Source organism: Flavobacterium laiguense, assembly GCF_003097655.1.
Classification (GTDB): Bacteria; Bacteroidota; Bacteroidia; order Flavobacteriales; family Flavobacteriaceae; genus Flavobacterium; species Flavobacterium laiguense.
In genome coordinates this window covers 80,578-97,795 of the sequence record NZ_QCZH01000013.1, presented here as the reverse complement: position 1 = coordinate 97,795, position 17,218 = coordinate 80,578, and the positions used below count along the sequence as shown (strand labels likewise).

The window sequence follows — 17,218 nt, the reverse complement described above, 5'->3', positions numbered from 1 at the left end:
GGACAGTTGCCTGGAGTGGTTGCATCGACAAAAGTTATTGTCGGAGTAGGATCACAAGTGTCGGTGGCTGTCGGCGGTGTAAACACTGGTGTTGCCGGACAGTTGATCGGTGTTGTTTGCGCTACGCAGGTAATTACAGGAGGCGTAATGTCGCGAACCTGAATAGTTCGGCTACAGGTTGCGGTGTTGCCGCAATCATCTGTGGCGGTCCATGTTCTGGTCACGCTATAGTTACCCGGACAATTGCCTGGTGTGTTTACATCGGCAAATGTTATGGCCACAGTTGGGTCACACGTATCAGTGGCTGTCGCAGTTCCAAAGGATGGAGTTGCAGGGCAATCGATTGGTGAGGTTACTGTAGGACAAGTAATTACCGGAGGCGTAATGTCGCGAACCTGAATGGTTCTGCTGCAAGAGGCGGTATTACCGCAATCATCTGTGGCGGTCCATGTTCTGGTCACGCTATAGTTCCCCGGACAGTTGCCTGGTGTGGTTACATCGGCAAATGTTATAGCCACAGTTGGGTCACACGTATCAGTGGCCGTTGCTGCTCCAAAGGATGGAGTCGCAGGACAATCGATTGGCGAGGTTACCGTAGGACACGTAATTACCGGAGGAGTAACATCACGAACCTGAATAGTTCTGCTACAAGAGGCGGTATTGCCGCAGGCATCGGTAGCCGTCCAAGTTCTGGTCACACTGTAGTTACCTGGACAATTGCCTGGTGTGGTTACATCTACAAAAGTTATTGGTATCGTTCCGGGGCAGTTGTCGGTGGCTGTCGCTACTCCAAAGGATGGAGTCGCAGGACAATTAATTGGTGATGTTACCACAGGACAGGTGATAACCGGAGGAACTCTATCCGTACACAATTGCAATTGAAAAGGTGCTCCAGGAAAATCCTTTAATTCTGATTGACCGGAAGAACCGGAAGTTCTGGTTCTTACAAACAAGGTACTAATTGCAAAACAAGGATCCTCGTCAAAAAAACTACTTACATTAACAGCTCCCTCTGCCCATTGATTTGGGGCATACGCCCATAAACTAACAGGTGAGGTGGCGATAGGAGCCTGATTATAAACAGGATAAGGCACGATGGTTTGTGCCGTATTATTAGTACCGTAAACAGTCCCAGGATCTGGGGTAATTATATTGTAAATAGTTCCACTCCATTGTCTGACAACAACATTGGCGAATACCCCACCTTGGGTAAACTCAATAGTTATTAAAAGATCTCCCATTGTACGCCCACTTGGAGTACCCGCCGCAGAGGTAAAAGTCCCATAACCAAACCCTTTTGAGTCAGTTCCTGTCGTTGTCATGGTTAACGATTTTTGAAGAATCTCAAAATCGATATAACTGCTCCCTTCCGTTACTTGACGGTCTGCGGCGAAAACAATCCATAAATCATCAGCTTCTCCTGGTGGAGTCAAAGTAGGATCCCCATAAGTAAAATGGGCAATCGCATTTTGAATTTCATTTTTGTTTGGTGATGAACCCACACCCCAGCTATAAGAACTTACAGCATTATTGATCTTATTACTACTGGTGAAAGTAGTTGGATCGCTAGTGGTAATATTATCCCTGAAAAAGGTGGTATAAGGATAAACATAGAATGAAGCTGGTAACGGGCCATCCGGAAAAGTGTAAGGCGGTGGGATGGGTACAAAAATCCCTCCTGGATTTGCCGTGACAGCGGCTGCCTGATTCTCAAATAAAAAGTCTCCCCAAGCTGGGTTATCTGCAGGTAAAGGCGGACCGGGCCATCTAACAAATGCATTTCCATCAATAGCAAATCCTCCCTTAGGGGCTTGAACTGGCGCCCTTCCTAGAATGTTTTGGGCATTCGTAGTAAATGTTGTCATTAAAATTGCCGCCAACATCAGAGGCAAAACAAACGACTGTTGCCAATAATTAAGACATAGTTTAGACAGTCGATGAATAGGAATCATATTAGTGACACATGAGAAACCTGCACTGAAACAGCAGGGAAAAGTGTAACAATAGTCACGTACACTTTTTGTCGTATAAAAAATAAATTTTTTCATAATAATATGGATTTAAGACCATAATTATTAATAAGAAAGCATCAGTAGATATCGGGTTTACGAAAAACTAAAGTGTGCTGTTTCATATAGTGTAGTTTAATACCATAAAAATTAGATAAAAACAGGAAATTTACAGATTTGGGAAATAAATCCTAAGAAATAACCCCTCTTCAAAAAAGACATGAAGTACCCCGTCACAAAAGAACTTACAATTGTGGGAAACAATATTAAACTCTTTTATCTACCAAAAAGACGTTAAAAAACAACTTAAAAAAGTGGTTTTAAAACAATTAGAATACTAATCAAAAAGGAAACCAGAAAGTTTACTGATTTGGAATATAAAACTTGAGGTACTACAACCACCTTCATAAACACATTTACGAAGTACTCCATCATCAAAAGGATATTCTATTGTGGGGAACAATAACTAAATTCTTTTATTAACCAGATTGTTGCTAAAGAGCAACCTTAAAAACTCTAATTAAAACAATTAGCATTGAAATTTATAAAAGTAGGACAAAACAAAAGTTTTCAAACTTGGGGAGAAAACTTGCAGGAAACGAAACATCTTCATAAAAAACAACTTTACAAAGTACTCCATCATCAAAAAGATATTCTATTGTGGGGAACAATAACTAAATTCTTTTATTAACCAGATTGTTGCTAAAGAGCAACCTTAAAAACTCTAATTAAAACAGTTAGCATTGAAATTTATAAAAGTAGGACAAAACAAAAGTTTTCAAACTTGGGGAGAAAACTTGTTTAAAAATGCCCCTTCATAAAAATTAATTTTATGAAGTACCCCATCACCAAAAGCAATTTTGTTAAAAAAAACATAACAACAAATCCCTTTGTTAACTAAACAGTTGCTTTACAAACAACCTAAAATTATCTTAAAAATTAATCACTATTAAAAGTAATTTATAAATAAAGAGGGAGTGAAAAATTAACAAAAGAAAACGACAAAATACTGTTTTTACCGACAAACAACATACTCGCTAAGAATAGTAGTACGCAAACAAAGCAATTTTAAGATACTATTTTGTTTGTTAATTTACTGATTTTCAAGTTATTAAGTGTTTGACTGTTAACTTAATTTAGTAATATTATGTTAATTACAGTACTTTAAAATTAAAGCTGCCTTAAAAACATAGTAATGGAATCAATCCTAAAAGAAACAAGGAGACAAATAATAACTTTAAATTGACATCAATCCATTTTTATCTTGACAAAATGACAAATTCAAGGTTAGTGTTTGAGTAAAGATTTGTAGCAAAAAGAAGATTTATACCGTTGGTTATTTCAAATTAGCCCAATAAAAAATTGGCCTAAATGAAATATACCACGGCATTATACCAAAAATTTTGGATTAAAATAGAATAATCAATGGTCTTATATACTTGTCCATATGTTTCTCTAAAATTGTTTTGGCGAAGAACCAAAAAAAATTAACCATTGAGATTAAGGTTCATTAAGCATTGAATCTAAATGAACCTTAATTTCTTAATGGTTTAAAAAAAATTGAAATGGTATTTAGGTAAGTAACTCGAAAGATATATTATGTAGCTATAAAAAAGTAAGCTCCTTAAAAAACTATAACTTTTCCAGCAAGAGCCCTGTTGCCGTAAGACCGGGTCCAAATGCCATCGCCACAACTTTTGTCCCGGATTCGATGGTTGGATCATTTACAATTTCATTAAAAATATGAGGGACAGTGGCAGAAGACATGTTACCATGTTTCCGTAGCACTTCATAAGACCAACGGGCTTGCTCTTTTAACAATCCTACTTCATTTACCACATAATCGATTATTTTTGGCCCTCCTGGATGAATGGCAAAATGCATCTCAGATTTTTTTTCTTCAAGATCTACCCCTCCTTTTTTACAAAGTGTTGTCAAAAAAGATTTGATGTTTTTACGAATAAAAACAGGAACCCGTTTAGAAAGTGTCATTAAAAAATTATACTCCCCTAAATCCCAAGACATATCTTCTAATGAATCTGGAATGATCACTTCGTGAAAAGCTAAAATTCGCAATCCTTTTTTTTCTTGAATCGTGTCATCAATCATGAATGCTTTTTCTTCATATAAAGAGTAGCCTATAAAGCCGTCTGCAAAAAGAGAACAAATCATGGTATTTGCAGGAGAGAACTCGGTTAAATTTAAGTGTGCAGTCAATAATTCCGTATGAACAACATCTACTCTTCCGTTAATTGGACTGGCACATATTAAGCTACTGGCTGTCCGAATGGCAGGAAAAGCACCATAACATCCCATATGATAGGAATGGGTTACTTGAACAGTTTCCCAATTTCTTTCTATAACCGCTTCCTGGGCCACACTGGGAGAAGAATAGCCCGAACAAGTGACATGAACAAGATTTTCAGGTCTAATTGTCGTATTGGAATAAAATTCATCAAAAACATACCCCATTTTTCTTTTAAACCATTCCATTCGAACCTCAATTTTTGGTCCATAAGAATTCCCTAACTTCACTTCAAAACCAAGAGGAAAATGATATTCTGAAGGTGATGTAACATCCATTATATTTTCAATAAAATCCTCAACTTCTTCAAAAATTATACATTGTCTGCTATTAATGCTTTCGGAAGAAACAGAATATTTATCCACATGATCAGATATAAACTTAAAATTAACTGAATCATCATCAACACCTTCACTCCCGGCACCATCCGATTTTGGAAGATTTTGGAAATGATAATATAAAAACTTGGTGTACTGATTAAGCTTTTCCTGCTCTAATAATTTACTAACTAGAATGGGATGAAAATTGGAAATAATAATACTTTTCATATGCTGATATTTATTGTTTTTCATCGGTCATATGTAATTCGCATATCATCATTGGTGTTTGCGACCAATTTACGGTCATGCTCATTTCATAGCCTTTTAAATTAATTCCTTTAACAAAATTAAATTAAAAGATCTTAAAAAAAACAAGACAATTAATCCGTAAAGGCAAAAGTGGCGTATGCGCTTGATTTACAGGTGTTTAGATATGTTGTATTTTTGTTAAAATACTAGCAATCAATACATTATGAGAAATGAACTACTTAAATTTATTAACTTCTAATCAACGAATAATAAGACTTACTTACCCTATTTTATTCATCTATTTTTTATGATTTTTTTCTAATCAAAAAACAATTATTGGGGGACTTTAGTAAAATTTCAAAAGCTAATTATACACTATATGATTTCAATTCATTTCGATTCCACGAAGTATTTTTTCTAAAGGTTTTAAATCTCTTATTTTCTTCCGAAAAAGTATTTAAATTTTGGTTGTCAGGAACCCACTTTTTCATCTCATCGGAAGAAAAATGTTTTTTAATGTGGGTTTCTATTGTTTATCAAATTAACAACAACCTTAACCATCATGTCTTTATCATCCGATTTTGATTCGGCAATCATCAAAGTAAGTGCTACTAAAGCATTATCATCAATTACTTTATTACCTTCATGATACAATAACGCATTACGATCTAAAAACCATACAAACAGAAAAGCGGCAATACGCTTGTTCCCATCCGAAAAGGAATGATTTTTGGTTACAAATTACAAAAGGTGCGCTGCTTTTTCTTCAACAGATGAATACAATTCAATACCGTCAAAGGTTTGGTAAATATTTCCTAAAGAACCTTTGAAAGAGTCGTCTTTTTCGTTGCCAAACAATTGGGAACCGCCGAATTTAGTTTTCAACCCTTCAATCGCTTTTTTGGCTTCTTTATAGGAAATTCTGAAAACTTCTTTATAATCCGTTTCGCCAATTTTTAAGGTTTGATGATCGTATTGATCTAAAATATCTAAAGCAAAAGCATAATCGCTCAACACCTTCAATAAACCTTGAGCTTCATCCCCCGTAATGACTTTTGTTTTCACAATAGTTTCCAACAAGCAAACCGCTTGCTTTAATTCCTGAAACTTGTTTTCGGCTTCCTTTAAACGTTTTTCGTTTATTGCATAACCTTTAACCAAATAATCTTTTAAGCGTTGAGTCGCCCATTGTCTAAATTGGGTTCCTTGTTTGGATTTTACGCGATAGCCTACTGAAATGATGACGTCGAGGTTGTAGTAAATACTAGTTGCTTCCTGTGTTTTCCCTTTTATCGCGCCATGTTGAGTGGTATGTGCAAATTTTGTACATACCACTTCTTTATCCAATTCATTTTCTTTGAATATATTGCTAATATGCTTTGAAATAACAGTTCTGTCTTTATTGAATAAATCAGACAATTGGTTTGAGTGAGCCAAACAGTATCCTGCTCAAAAATCACGCTAACCTCAGCTATATTATCTTTGGATTTATATATTTCAATTTGGTTTTCCATATTCTATAAATTACTATTTAAAAAGCATTTAGCTAAGTCATATAAAATAATTTAAATAAGAAAAATACTAAAAATAGTTTTTTAGTATTAAAAATCGACTAAACATTTACAAGAGTTGTTTACCTACAAACAAAAAACACATTCAGTCAACGATTAGTTAACCAAATGTGTTTTTATGAGTATTCAAATATCGCATAAAGCAACCAAACATTGCTTTATGGATTTAATTATAAAAATCTACATATTTCTTCTGTACTGCCCTCCCACTTCAAACAAAGCTTCGGTGATTTGTCCCAAAGAACATACTTTCGTCGCTTCCATCAAGTGTTCGAATAAATTTTCATTTTTGATGGCTGCTTCTTGTAGCGTATTCAAATGTTCATTTACTAAATCCTGATTCGCTTGATGCAAATGATCCAACATCGTGATTTGGTATTGTTTTTCTTCTTCGGTGGCACGAATGACTTCGGCTGGAATTACCGTTGGAGAACCTTTTGAACTCAAGAAGGTATTTACCCCAATAATTGGAAATTCACCGGTATGTTTCAAGGTTTCATAATACAAACTTTCTTCTTGAATTTTAGAACGTTGGTACATGGTTTCCATAGCTCCAAGTACACCGCCACGTTCCGTAATTCTATCAAATTCCTGTAAAACAGCAGCTTCTACTAAATCCGTTAGTTCTTCGATAATGAATGAACCTTGAATAGGATTTTCGTTTTTGGCTAGACCTAATTCTTTATTGATAATCAACTGAATTGCCATAGCTCTACGAACCGATTCTTCCGTTGGCGTGGTAATTGCTTCGTCATACGCATTGGTATGCAACGAGTTACAGTTATCATAAATAGCATACAACGCTTGTAAAGTCGTACGAATATCATTGAAATCAATTTCCTGTGCGTGTAGCGAACGTCCAGAAGTTTGAATATGGTATTTCAACATTTGAGCTCTTTCGTTGGCTCCGTATTTATTTTTCATGGCTTTCGCCCAAATTTTACGTGCTACACGGCCAATAACCGCATATTCCGGATCGACACCGTTCGAGAAAAAGAACGATAAATTTGGTCCAAAATCATTGATATCCATTCCACGGCTCAAATAATATTCCACGTAAGTGAAACCGTTTGAAAGCGTGAAAGCCAATTGCGTTATTGGATTGGCACCCGCCTCGGCAATATGGTATCCTGAAATAGAAACCGAATAAAAGTTCCTTACATTTTTGTTAATAAAATATTCCTGAACATCTCCCATCAATCGCAAAGCAAATTCGGTAGAGAAAATACAGGTATTTTGGGCTTGATCTTCTTTTAGGATATCGGCTTGAACCGTTCCACGAACTTGCGAAAGTGTTCTGACTTTTATTTCATTATACACTTCCGTTGGCAATACTTGATCACCAGTTACTCCCAAAAGGAATAATCCCAAACCATCATTCCCCTCTGGTAAATCGCCTTGATAATGTGGGCGTTCTACTCCTTTATGCTTGTAGATTTCGTTGATCTTTTCGGCAACCTCCTCTTCAAGATTATTTTCTTTTATATAATATTCACATTGCTGATCGATAGCTGCATTCATAAAGAATCCAAGCAACATTGGTGCTGGTCCATTGATGGTCATACTTACCGAAGTCATGGCATGCACTAGATCGAAACCAGAATATAATTTTTTGGCATCGTCCAAACAGCAAATCGAAACTCCAGCGTTCCCAATTTTTCCATAAATATCAGGACGAATGTGCGGATCGTTTCCGTATAAAGTCACACTATCAAAAGCTGTGGAAAGTCTTTTGGCTGGCAATCCTGCGCTCACATAATGGAAACGTTTATTGGTTCTTTCTGGCCCACCTTCTCCAGCAAACATACGAGACGGATCTTCTCCTTCACGTTTAAATGGATACAAACCAGCCGTAAAAGGAAATTCTCCAGGAACATTTTCCTGCAAACACCAACGCAAAATATCTCCCCAAGCTTTATACTTTGGCATCGCCACTTTTGGAATTTGGGAGTGCGAAAGTGACTCTGTGTGGGTAGCCATTTTTATTTCTTTGTGACGTACTTTAAAGGTATAAACTGGGTCTTTGTATTTATTGACTTTTTCGTCCCAATGCAAAATCATTTTCCAATTGTGTGGATCCAAATCCATTTTTACTTTATCGAATTGATTCAATAAAAGATTTAAAAAGATCTTATTCTCTGTTCCACTTGGTTTTTCTAATTCTAAAGCACTTGGCAATACCGAATCTTCATCAATTCCTGCTTTAGTGATTACTGGAACTTTTCCGGAAACACTTTCTATGGTTTTGAATATACCGTATAACTTTTGAGCCACTTGTTCCTGGCTTAAAGCTGTAGCATCGTATTTTCTGTTATTTTCGGCAATCTCCGATAAGTAACGCGTTCTGTGAGGTGGAATAACAAAAATCTTCTCGCTCATTTCACGAGTGATTTGAAAAGTCGATTTCAAATCAGATTCCGTTTTCTCAACAATTACATCCATGATGGATTTGTACAACGTATTCATCCCCGGATCGTTGAATTGTGAGGCAATAGTTCCAAAAACCGGCATTTCATCTGGATTTACATCCCAAAGATTATGATTGCGTTGGTACTGTTTTTTTACATCACGAATGGCATCCAGTGCACCGCGTTTATCGAATTTATTTAACGCCACTAAATCGGCAAAATCAAGCATATCGATTTTTTCCAATTGGGTTGCTGCTCCAAATTCTGGCGTCATTACATATAAAGAAACATCAGAATGATCCATAATCTCCGTATCCGATTGTCCGATACCCGAAGTTTCAAGGATTATGATGTCGTATTTTGCTGCTTTTAAAACCTGAATCGCATCAGCTACATATTTTGACAATGCCAAATTGGATTGACGAGTTGCCAATGAACGCATATACACTCTAGAGTTGTTAATGGCATTCATACGAATTCTATCCCCTAGTAATGCTCCACCCGTTTTACGTTTGGAGGGGTCTACAGATATTAATCCAATTGTTTTTTCAGGGAAATCGATTAAGAAACGGCGAACTAATTCGTCTACCAAAGAGGATTTTCCAGAACCACCTGTTCCAGTGATCCCCAATACTGGAGTTTTGCAATCGGTATTTATTTTATGAATTTGATCAAAAATGGGTTTAGCAATTTCCGGGAAATTCTCGGCAGCCGAAATTAAACGCGCAATAGCTGTAGGAGTTTTGCTTTCTAATAAATCGAGTTCATTTGTTAATTTATCCCCGATAGGAAAATCAGATCGTTGTACTAAATCATTGATCATTCCTTGCAATCCCATCGCACGCCCATCGTCTGGCGCATAAATTCTGGTAATTCCGTAGTCTTGTAATTCGGCTATTTCCGAAGGCAGGATTACTCCTCCACCTCCGCCGAAAATCTTGATATGCCCTGCTCCTTTTTCTTGAAGCAAATCATACATATATTTAAAGTATTCGTTATGTCCCCCTTGGTAGGAAGTCATAGCGATAGCATTGGCATCTTCTTGAATGGCGGTATTGACCACTTCCTCTACACTTCTATCATGTCCCAAATGAATTACCTCAACTCCTGTGGACTGAATAATTCTTCTCATTATATTGATTGCAGCATCGTGTCCATCAAAAAGTGATGCGGCAGTTACAATTCGGACTTTATTTACTGGTACGTACGGTTTAACTAATTCCATTTTGTGAATATGATAATTTAAGAGCGCAATTTACGCAATTTTTAAAATAAAAATCATCAAAAATAACATAAAACACAAAATATGATAACGTTGTTTTTTATTAGGAAAATAAGTTTAGTTTTGAGAAAAAAATCGGTATTTTCGAGATCTAGCCCTGATGGAAACGAAAAGCCCGGAGCTTATAAAAGTAATTTTTCTTGCACCAAAAAAGCGACCAAAGGAAGCTCTTTTTGGGGCTTAGAAAAATACTTTTATAAGTGAGGACTTGTAGTGTACAGCGGGAATAGCTCCTAATTATTTTTAGAAAATTTTAAACCAATGCAAAAAATCACCATACTTATACATTGCAAAGACCAAAAAGCAATTATTGCCTCAGTGACCAATTATATCGCTTCGATTGACGGAAATATTATTTATTTGGATCAACATGTTGATGCCGACGAAAATGTATTTTTTATGCGATTGGAATGCGAGTTTAGCAAATCCACTTGGAATATTGAAAGCATAAAAGAACATTTTCAAACGAATCTTGCGACACCATTCAACATGACTTGGGCGATGCATACGCAGGATGAAAAACCAAAAATGGCGTTGTTTATATCTAAATACGACCATTGTTTGTATGATATTTTGGGACGTTATTCTTCTGGCGAATTGCCTCTCAAAATTCCTTTGATCCTAAGCAATCATGAAGATCTGAAACCCGTGGCCGAACGTTTTAATATTCCGTTTTTTCATGTTCCTTTTACCAAAGACAATAAGGATGAAGGCGAAAAAGAGCAGATTGAATTATTGAAAAAATTTGATATTGATTTTATTGTTTTGGCGCGTTATATGCAAATTATCACTCCAAATTTGATTGCACTTTACAAAAACAAAATCATCAATATTCACCATTCCTTTTTACCTGCATTTCCAGGTGCCAAACCTTATCATTCGGCTTTCAAGCGTGGGGTAAAAATCATAGGTGCCACCAGTCATTATGTTACCGAGGAGTTGGATGAAGGGCCCATTATTGCGCAAGATATTACGAGAGTTTCCCACAGCCATTCGATAGAAGATTTTATTATAAAAGGGCGCGATTTGGAACGCATGGTACTTGCTAGAGCCGTTAAATTACACGCCGAACGAAAAACGATGGTGTATAATAATAAAACGGTTGTGTTCTCTTAGGGAATGCAACCGTTTATTACTCTTTAGTTTGTATGGCTATCCTATATAGATATAGAAGCCTTAATTGTTTTTTAGCCGCCAATTGTAAAAATTAACACAAATCAAATGAATTAATTATTTAAAAAAATTAGTAAGAATTCGTGTAATTCGTGTTCTGATATTCAACATGAGGTCACATGATAGAATAGTACCCTAACTTCACTGAAATTCTCGGATTATTTCTTGAATTAAAGAATCTATTTTTAATAGATTTCCTGTAACTGTATTAGTATTATACTTAACCCTTTTATTATTAAAAACTATAGCTGTAATGGCAATGTCTCTCCCTTTAACACTTTGATAATCTTCGACGGTTATAGCATTCAAAAGGGATTTTAATTCCGCTATTTTCTCCAGCGTTATAGTCGAATGGGCTTTCTTTTTCGAGGTGTTTTTAATGCCATTATACAAAACAGATCCATTTTCAAAAATATATAAATCATAAACGGGACAATTTCCTAAACACCCACTTTTAGAATACCGTATCAAAGCGGTATCCGTTTTCAAAACTGCTTTAGATGGAGTGCATGACCCCAGAAAAGCGATCAGTATTACTATAAATTTTTTCATTGTTTTATTATTTAAAATGGAATGCAATGCTTTTTAAGCCCATTTGAACTACCAGTTCACTATTGCATTCCACTTAGTGAATCAATATTAGTGTGATTTCGTTGGGTTACCAAATGAATTTGCTTTTTTCCAACTACCAGGAGTTGGTAAAGTACTGCTAGCACCTAAACTTCTTGCTGTATAACCTAAATTTTTTCGGATATAGCTTCTTAAAGTAACCAATTCAGGATGATTGTACATTAATTGTATTTTTTGCTCGGCAATAGAATTTCCGTTAGCACCCGTATTTCTAGTTACAAATGTTGCAAATACTTCTGCAATATCCTCCCCAGGATTGGTAGCGGCATATTGGGTTACAAATCGGGTGCTATTGTTGGTGTAAAACTTTTGCAATTCGCTTTCTCCTACTTTTTGTGCAGTTAGGAATTGGCTCCAAATGTCTCCCCAAAATTGACTCTGCAATTTATAAATGTAAGAGTTGCTTTTGGCACAACCTTCGCCAGTAAAATAATTAGTACATGAACTTTCATTAATCGAGGCGTCAACTTGATCGTTATTAAGCGTTAAGATATGTCCAAACTCATGAATGACAGTATAGATCAACTCTTGTTTGTCACTTATATCATTAATGGCAATACCCATTTTCCATTTGGTTAGATCTAAGTTTTTTTCGATAACAAAGCCAGCTGTACCATCAGCCGTACCATTGTAAATTAAAAATTCAGTCATTTTGGTTCTATATTCCGTTGGCACGACTTTTTTAACCAAAGTCCATATTTCTTGATGCTTTTGAGTGTCTTTTTGGTATTCTAAATCTTTACCCGTAACTTTATAATCTTCAACTTTAACAATATTATCGCCTTCAATTCTATATAGTGTTATACTCCCCTTCTCAGTTGTTGCTGAATTTCCGTTTCCTCCAGTACCATTAGTAGTATCAACAGTACTTTGCGGAACCGTATCATTGTTACTATCTTCACTACAGGAATTAAATGCAATTAATGAGGCAAATGACAATGCCAATAACGTTACGTTTTTTAATTTTCTCATTCTATTTGTTTTTATTTTAGACTTCGTTTTATATAAAACAGGCAGCTAATAAAAAACCCTACTTTTATTTTTTAAAATTTTAAAAAATAAAAGTAGGATTTAATGGTATCGCATAACAAGCTGTTTTCGAAGATAAAAACATCGAAAAAATCATTTTGTAAAATAGAACTATCCGTGAATAATACCAAAGAATATTTTTTGGCACAGAATTAAAACTTCATTTTTGTGCTATTAGCTTTTGAGTTTCAAAACATCGCTGAGCTTTAAAATTTTTCTATTATCTTAAAACAAGTAATTACAAATCCTACTTATAAGCAATTGCCGCGCTTGCTGCCCCGGTCAACGGAACAATTAAAGTCGATTTGAATCCCACACTTTTCGTCCATTTATTAAAACTCGAAAAAGTATAATCAAAACCCGTTCCGGTTTCTATCAACATATTCAAGCTCATCATCATTCCGAATACATTTTTCGTCCTTTCATCATCAATTACATTTTCAATAGCGACAAAAGCCCCTCCCTCTGGCAGGGCATCGTAGGCTTTTTGCAATAATTTTATTTTTTGTGATTCATCCCAGTCATGGAGAATATTCCCCATCGTTATTACATCCGCTTTTGGAAATGGATCTGTAAAGAAATCACCACTTGCTGTTTTAACTCTGTCCGAAAGTTGAGCGTCTTTAATTTTTGCATTTGCGATAGGTTCAACTGCAGGAAGATCAAAACTGATACAGTTCATATGAGATTGATACTTAGCAACCATCATTGACAACATAGCACCTGACCCACCTACATCCGTTAAAGTTTTATATTTTGAAAAATCAAAAAGTTGAGCAAGAGCATTAAAGTTTCCATTTTGAATACTCCCCATCGCATTGATAAACTCCAATAATTTTTCGGGTGATTTATAAAGTTCTCCAAATAAATTTTCTTCTCCTGATTTAATTTCGTTTTGTGGTAAACCTGTTAGCAACCCTTCTTCAAGATTTCCCCAAAATTGATACAAACGATTGTTCATCATTTCTAACATTCCACCAATATAGGTTGGTTTATTTATATCCAAAAAAGCATCGGTATGAATGCTATTTGAATAAACCGCCGATTCTAAAAGCCCATCCCGATGGAGAAATCCAAATCCAGTTAAGGCATCTAAAAAATCATACAAATGAATATCGGTACATTTCAGACTCAACATCGCCTTTATTTGCTGAGCAGACATTTTTCCTTTTTCGGCAAGTTTGGTGAATAATTGAAATTTTACTGCTGCCAGCAACACTTTTGAAGCCCAAAATCCAGAGCCAATTTGCATAATACTCGCCGGTGATGGCTGATTGTCATGTTTTTCCATTTTTGTTTATTTTTAGTTAAGTGTTCTTTTTTTCTGTTTTCTGCTATTTGTATGCATATCATTAATACTTTTATTCTAAAATCACAATCTCCTTTGTTTCGCAATCAACACTAAAAACCACTTTTGTCCAAAATGACTTTGATTTTTTATCTGTTGGATACCAATCTCGGTTTTCTTCCACAAGGATAAAAAGCCCTGTTACGGTTCCTAAAACGATGAATTTATTTAGTTTCGGTTGTTTTGAATAAGCAGTAAGTCCATACTTATCAAACAGTTCATCGCATTGTACAGCTACATTCTCAGAAACCAACCCAATCTCACTAACCGATAGAATTGATGAGCCATCAAACGGTTTTTGAGAGGCGTTATCCAAATCATTTCGTGCAATGAATTCCAAAATATTTCCATTATTGTCATAAAAATAAAAGGACTTGGCGTTCCAATTGTAGAAATCGGCAATTTTATCGGGCGGAATAACATACATGATTTCCGTTTTCTTTTCTATCCAGTCAAAGGCTTCTAAGAGTTTGTTGTTAGGCACATCAAAAGCAAAGTGATATACTGGTTTTATATTTATCGAAGGTCGGAAAGTCAGTTTTGTCGAACCTGCATTGAATGAAATACCAGAATCCTCTTTACTCATCGTTTTCAATCCCAAAACCTCGTTATAGAAAACTTCCGTTTTACCAATATCATCCGATAACAATTCCAGTTCTAGTATCTTCATCTTGTTAAAATTATAATTATCTTAATTTCCTTAAATCAATTTCACTTTTAACTTTCTTCAAACCCCATTCTTAATCAACCATACAAAACAAATAAACAACTGCAATTCAATCGATTACAAATATAATAAATAAACACAATCGATTATTACAAACGAAATCAATCCTTTTTTAGCATTTGATCTGGAAATTGCTCTTCATCAATAAATATTGTTTGTTTACATTTGAAAAAAAATTAAAACAAAATGAAGAAAGCTCTATTCCTACTCCTGATCCTACCAGCAATTAGTAATGCCCAATTCAAAGATATATTGACAAAAGCGTCTGAGAAAATCAATGCAGTCACCAAAACAAACAACAGTTTAGACATTGCCTCAGGCCTAAAAGAAGCCCTAAATAAAGGTATAACGGAACAAGTTTCTAAATTGACCGCAACAGATGGTTTCTATAGAAATGCAGCCGTAAAAATTTTAATGCCCGAAGAATTAGCCAAAGTAGACAAAACATTAAGAAAAATTGGAATGTCAAAATTGGCAGATGAAGGTATTCTTGCTTTAAATCGTGCTGCCGAAGATGCCGTAAAAGAAGCTACCCCAATATTTGTGTCATCGATAAAAAACTTAACCATTACTGATGCCAAAAGTATCTTACTCGGAAAAGAAAATGCTGCAACGGTTTATTTGCAATCGACCACATCGGCTGCTTTGTATGCCAAGTTTAGTCCTGTAGTACAAAAATCAATTGGTAAAGTGGGTGCCGATGTGGTTTGGAGTACCATTATAAAACAATACAATACGATTCCGTTTGTATCTAAAGTGAATCCTGATATTACCGATTATACAACCAACAAAGCCTTGGAGGGTGTTTTTAAAATGATTACCGTTGAAGAAAAAAACATTAGAACCAATTTGAACTCCAGAACCTCAGAGGTTTTGAAAAAAGTTTTTGCTTTGCAGGATAAAAAATAATTTTAAATCTAGTAGTCAAACATTTCTTTTGGGCTAAAAGTCATATTTTAGCCCCATTCCAACATCAAAAATCTTATACCCTCTAAACGATCTAGAATTAACATTCTCTTTATTGGTCTCTCTAATATCAAAATCAATATTCGCAATAAAATACAGCTTCTTTGTTAATTGAAAAGCCCCTTTTGTCGCAAACAAATAGTACTTATAATGCATCATTGGTGTTTCATTATCCCCCACATTTTCAACATTTCCCATTCTGTTGGAATAAAGTCTGTCCTTATAATTAAATTTTGATTTTATAGAATATCTTTCTCCTTCAAACTCTAGAGCCAGCATAGGATTGAACATTTTATAACCATCCAAAGTCAATGTTTTATCAATTCTTTTTTGATAATCAATACCCGCAGTCAATTTGATTATTTTGCTGATGGGGTAACTGTAGAAAACACCTGCTTCAATATACCTCCAATCTCTTTTGGCAGTAATGATATTATTCTTGTTTTCAGTAATTTCATAAAATCTATTATAATACCCAATCCTAAAACCAATTGTATTTTGTAGATCATTATTGTAAAAAGATTGTTTGGTTTCAAACTCAGCTCCTATATTATTATAAAGCAAATGAGTTTTGATACTTGGAGCATAATTTTTATTTTCAAAAACCACAGCAAACGAAGATCGGTTTTGTTTTGAGAAACGCCAATGCAAACCGTTATTAACTTCCAATAATTGATAACCTAGCGGAGTAGGCAGTTCGACATCATCAAAATTGGTTCCGTTTCTATTGATATAATAATAATTTAGATTACTTTCAAATCTGAACTTCTTTTTGAAATTATATTTATAATTAAGAAATGATCTTAAATTAAAATAACTTTTTTTAGGCAAAGCATAATAATAATTTAATTCTGGTTCTATTTTACCGCTTAACTCCTGTTTACCCCATTTGTTACTAATTTTTACAGAAGCAATAAATCCCTGATAAGCACTATTATCCCAAAGGTCATTTTTGTATTGAACCTCTTTGATACTATCAATCTTAACGGCTAACGAATCGGGCGACTTAAAAATATTGCTTGCATATCCTGTGGTTGTAGATAAGCTATACTTTTGTGTAAATTGCCCTTGCATTAGTTTTGGAAAAGCAATAATTATAATAAAAATCAGTATTTTAATTTGTTTCATTTTAAAGATTCATTGGTATTAGTGACATTTATATTTACAATTTCCTTGCAAATATCATTATTGAATAAAATTC

Annotated in this window: 11 protein-coding genes and 1 pseudogene; 2 read left to right on the top strand and 10 right to left on the bottom strand. The window is 35.0% G+C overall.

Annotated features, from left to right (window positions below; genetic code table 11):
• The 5 genes and pseudogenes from DB891_RS11810 to DB891_RS11795 form a co-directional block, all read right to left on the bottom strand.
• A pseudogene (locus DB891_RS11810) lies at window positions 1-2,048 on the bottom strand (hypothetical protein); the annotation flags it as partial.
• 1,593 nt (window positions 2,049-3,641) lie between these two features.
• The gene (locus tag DB891_RS11805) at window positions 3,642-4,862 is read right to left on the bottom strand and encodes a 3-oxoacyl-[acyl-carrier-protein] synthase III C-terminal domain-containing protein (RefSeq protein ID WP_189337141.1); all 1,221 of its coding nucleotides are present in this window, start codon (window positions 4,860-4,862) and stop codon (window positions 3,642-3,644) included.
• A 534-nt stretch (window positions 4,863-5,396) separates the two neighbouring features.
• Complete coding sequence (locus DB891_RS17785; protein WP_223256097.1) at window positions 5,397-5,537, bottom strand: hypothetical protein; 141 nt, start codon at window positions 5,535-5,537, stop codon at window positions 5,397-5,399.
• A gap of 87 nt (window positions 5,538-5,624) precedes the next feature.
• Window positions 5,625-6,320, bottom strand: a complete 696-nt coding sequence (gene rhuM, locus DB891_RS11800) for a RhuM family protein (RefSeq protein ID WP_223256096.1) — start codon at window positions 6,318-6,320, stop codon at window positions 5,625-5,627.
• 314 nt (window positions 6,321-6,634) lie between these two features.
• Window positions 6,635-10,087: a methylmalonyl-CoA mutase family protein gene (locus DB891_RS11795; protein WP_116763786.1), complete on the bottom strand. Its 3,453-nt coding sequence runs from the start codon at window positions 10,085-10,087 to the stop codon at window positions 6,635-6,637.
• 318 nt (window positions 10,088-10,405) lie between these two features.
• Here DB891_RS11795 and purU point away from each other — a divergent pair, with 318 nt between their 5' ends.
• A complete protein-coding gene (gene purU, locus DB891_RS11790) occupies window positions 10,406-11,260 on the top strand; it encodes a formyltetrahydrofolate deformylase (protein ID WP_116763784.1) in 855 nt (284 codons plus the stop codon).
• Between the two features lie 198 nt (window positions 11,261-11,458).
• Here the strand turns inward: purU and DB891_RS11785 are convergent, their stop codons facing one another.
• The 4 genes from DB891_RS11785 to DB891_RS11770 all read right to left on the bottom strand — a co-directional run bounded on the left by DB891_RS11785 (window position 11,459) and on the right by DB891_RS11770 (window position 14,994).
• Window positions 11,459-11,869 carry a DUF6438 domain-containing protein gene (locus DB891_RS11785; protein ID WP_116763781.1) on the bottom strand — a complete coding sequence of 137 codons (411 nt, stop codon included), beginning with the start codon at window positions 11,867-11,869 and terminating at the stop codon, window positions 11,459-11,461.
• Window positions 11,870-11,956: 87 nt separating this feature from the next.
• Window positions 11,957-12,919: a putative zinc-binding metallopeptidase gene (locus DB891_RS11780; protein WP_116763779.1), complete on the bottom strand. Its 963-nt coding sequence runs from the start codon at window positions 12,917-12,919 to the stop codon at window positions 11,957-11,959.
• Window positions 12,920-13,223: 304 nt separating this feature from the next.
• The gene (locus DB891_RS11775) at window positions 13,224-14,267 is read right to left on the bottom strand and encodes a methyltransferase (protein ID WP_116763778.1); all 1,044 of its coding nucleotides are present in this window, start codon (window positions 14,265-14,267) and stop codon (window positions 13,224-13,226) included.
• A 70-nt stretch (window positions 14,268-14,337) separates the two neighbouring features.
• Window positions 14,338-14,994 carry a VOC family protein gene (locus DB891_RS11770; RefSeq protein ID WP_116763776.1) on the bottom strand — a complete coding sequence of 219 codons (657 nt, stop codon included), beginning with the start codon at window positions 14,992-14,994 and terminating at the stop codon, window positions 14,338-14,340.
• Window positions 14,995-15,237: 243 nt separating this feature from the next.
• On the opposite strand from DB891_RS11770, the gene DB891_RS11765 reads away from it, so the two are divergent.
• On the top strand, window positions 15,238-15,960 hold the full coding sequence (locus tag DB891_RS11765) for a DUF4197 domain-containing protein (RefSeq protein WP_116763774.1): 723 nt from the start codon (window positions 15,238-15,240) through the stop codon (window positions 15,958-15,960).
• A gap of 33 nt (window positions 15,961-15,993) precedes the next feature.
• Here the strand turns inward: DB891_RS11765 and DB891_RS11760 are convergent, their stop codons facing one another.
• Window positions 15,994-17,145 carry a hypothetical protein gene (locus DB891_RS11760; RefSeq protein WP_116763772.1) on the bottom strand — a complete coding sequence of 384 codons (1,152 nt, stop codon included), beginning with the start codon at window positions 17,143-17,145 and terminating at the stop codon, window positions 15,994-15,996.
• Between the last annotated feature and the right edge of the window lie 73 nt (window positions 17,146-17,218).

What these genes read in the sequence shown, in the direction of transcription:
- DB891_RS11770 (WP_116763776.1), bottom strand. Translation starts at nt 14,994, where the DNA reads ATGAAGATACTAGAACTGGAATTGTTATCGGATGATATTGGTAAAACG.
- DB891_RS11805 (WP_189337141.1), bottom strand. Translation starts at nt 4,862, where the DNA reads ATGAAAAGTATTATTATTTCCAATTTTCATCCCATTCTAGTTAGTAAA.
- DB891_RS11795 (WP_116763786.1), bottom strand. Translation starts at nt 10,087, where the DNA reads ATGGAATTAGTTAAACCGTACGTACCAGTAAATAAAGTCCGAATTGTA.
- DB891_RS11785 (WP_116763781.1), bottom strand. Translation starts at nt 11,869, where the DNA reads ATGAAAAAATTTATAGTAATACTGATCGCTTTTCTGGGGTCATGCACT.
- DB891_RS11765 (WP_116763774.1), top strand. Translation starts at nt 15,238, where the DNA reads ATGAAGAAAGCTCTATTCCTACTCCTGATCCTACCAGCAATTAGTAAT.
- DB891_RS11775 (WP_116763778.1), bottom strand. Translation starts at nt 14,267, where the DNA reads ATGGAAAAACATGACAATCAGCCATCACCGGCGAGTATTATGCAAATT.
- DB891_RS11760 (WP_116763772.1), bottom strand. Translation starts at nt 17,145, where the DNA reads ATGAAACAAATTAAAATACTGATTTTTATTATAATTATTGCTTTTCCA.
- DB891_RS11780 (WP_116763779.1), bottom strand. Translation starts at nt 12,919, where the DNA reads ATGAGAAAATTAAAAAACGTAACGTTATTGGCATTGTCATTTGCCTCA.
- purU (WP_116763784.1), top strand. Translation starts at nt 10,406, where the DNA reads ATGCAAAAAATCACCATACTTATACATTGCAAAGACCAAAAAGCAATT.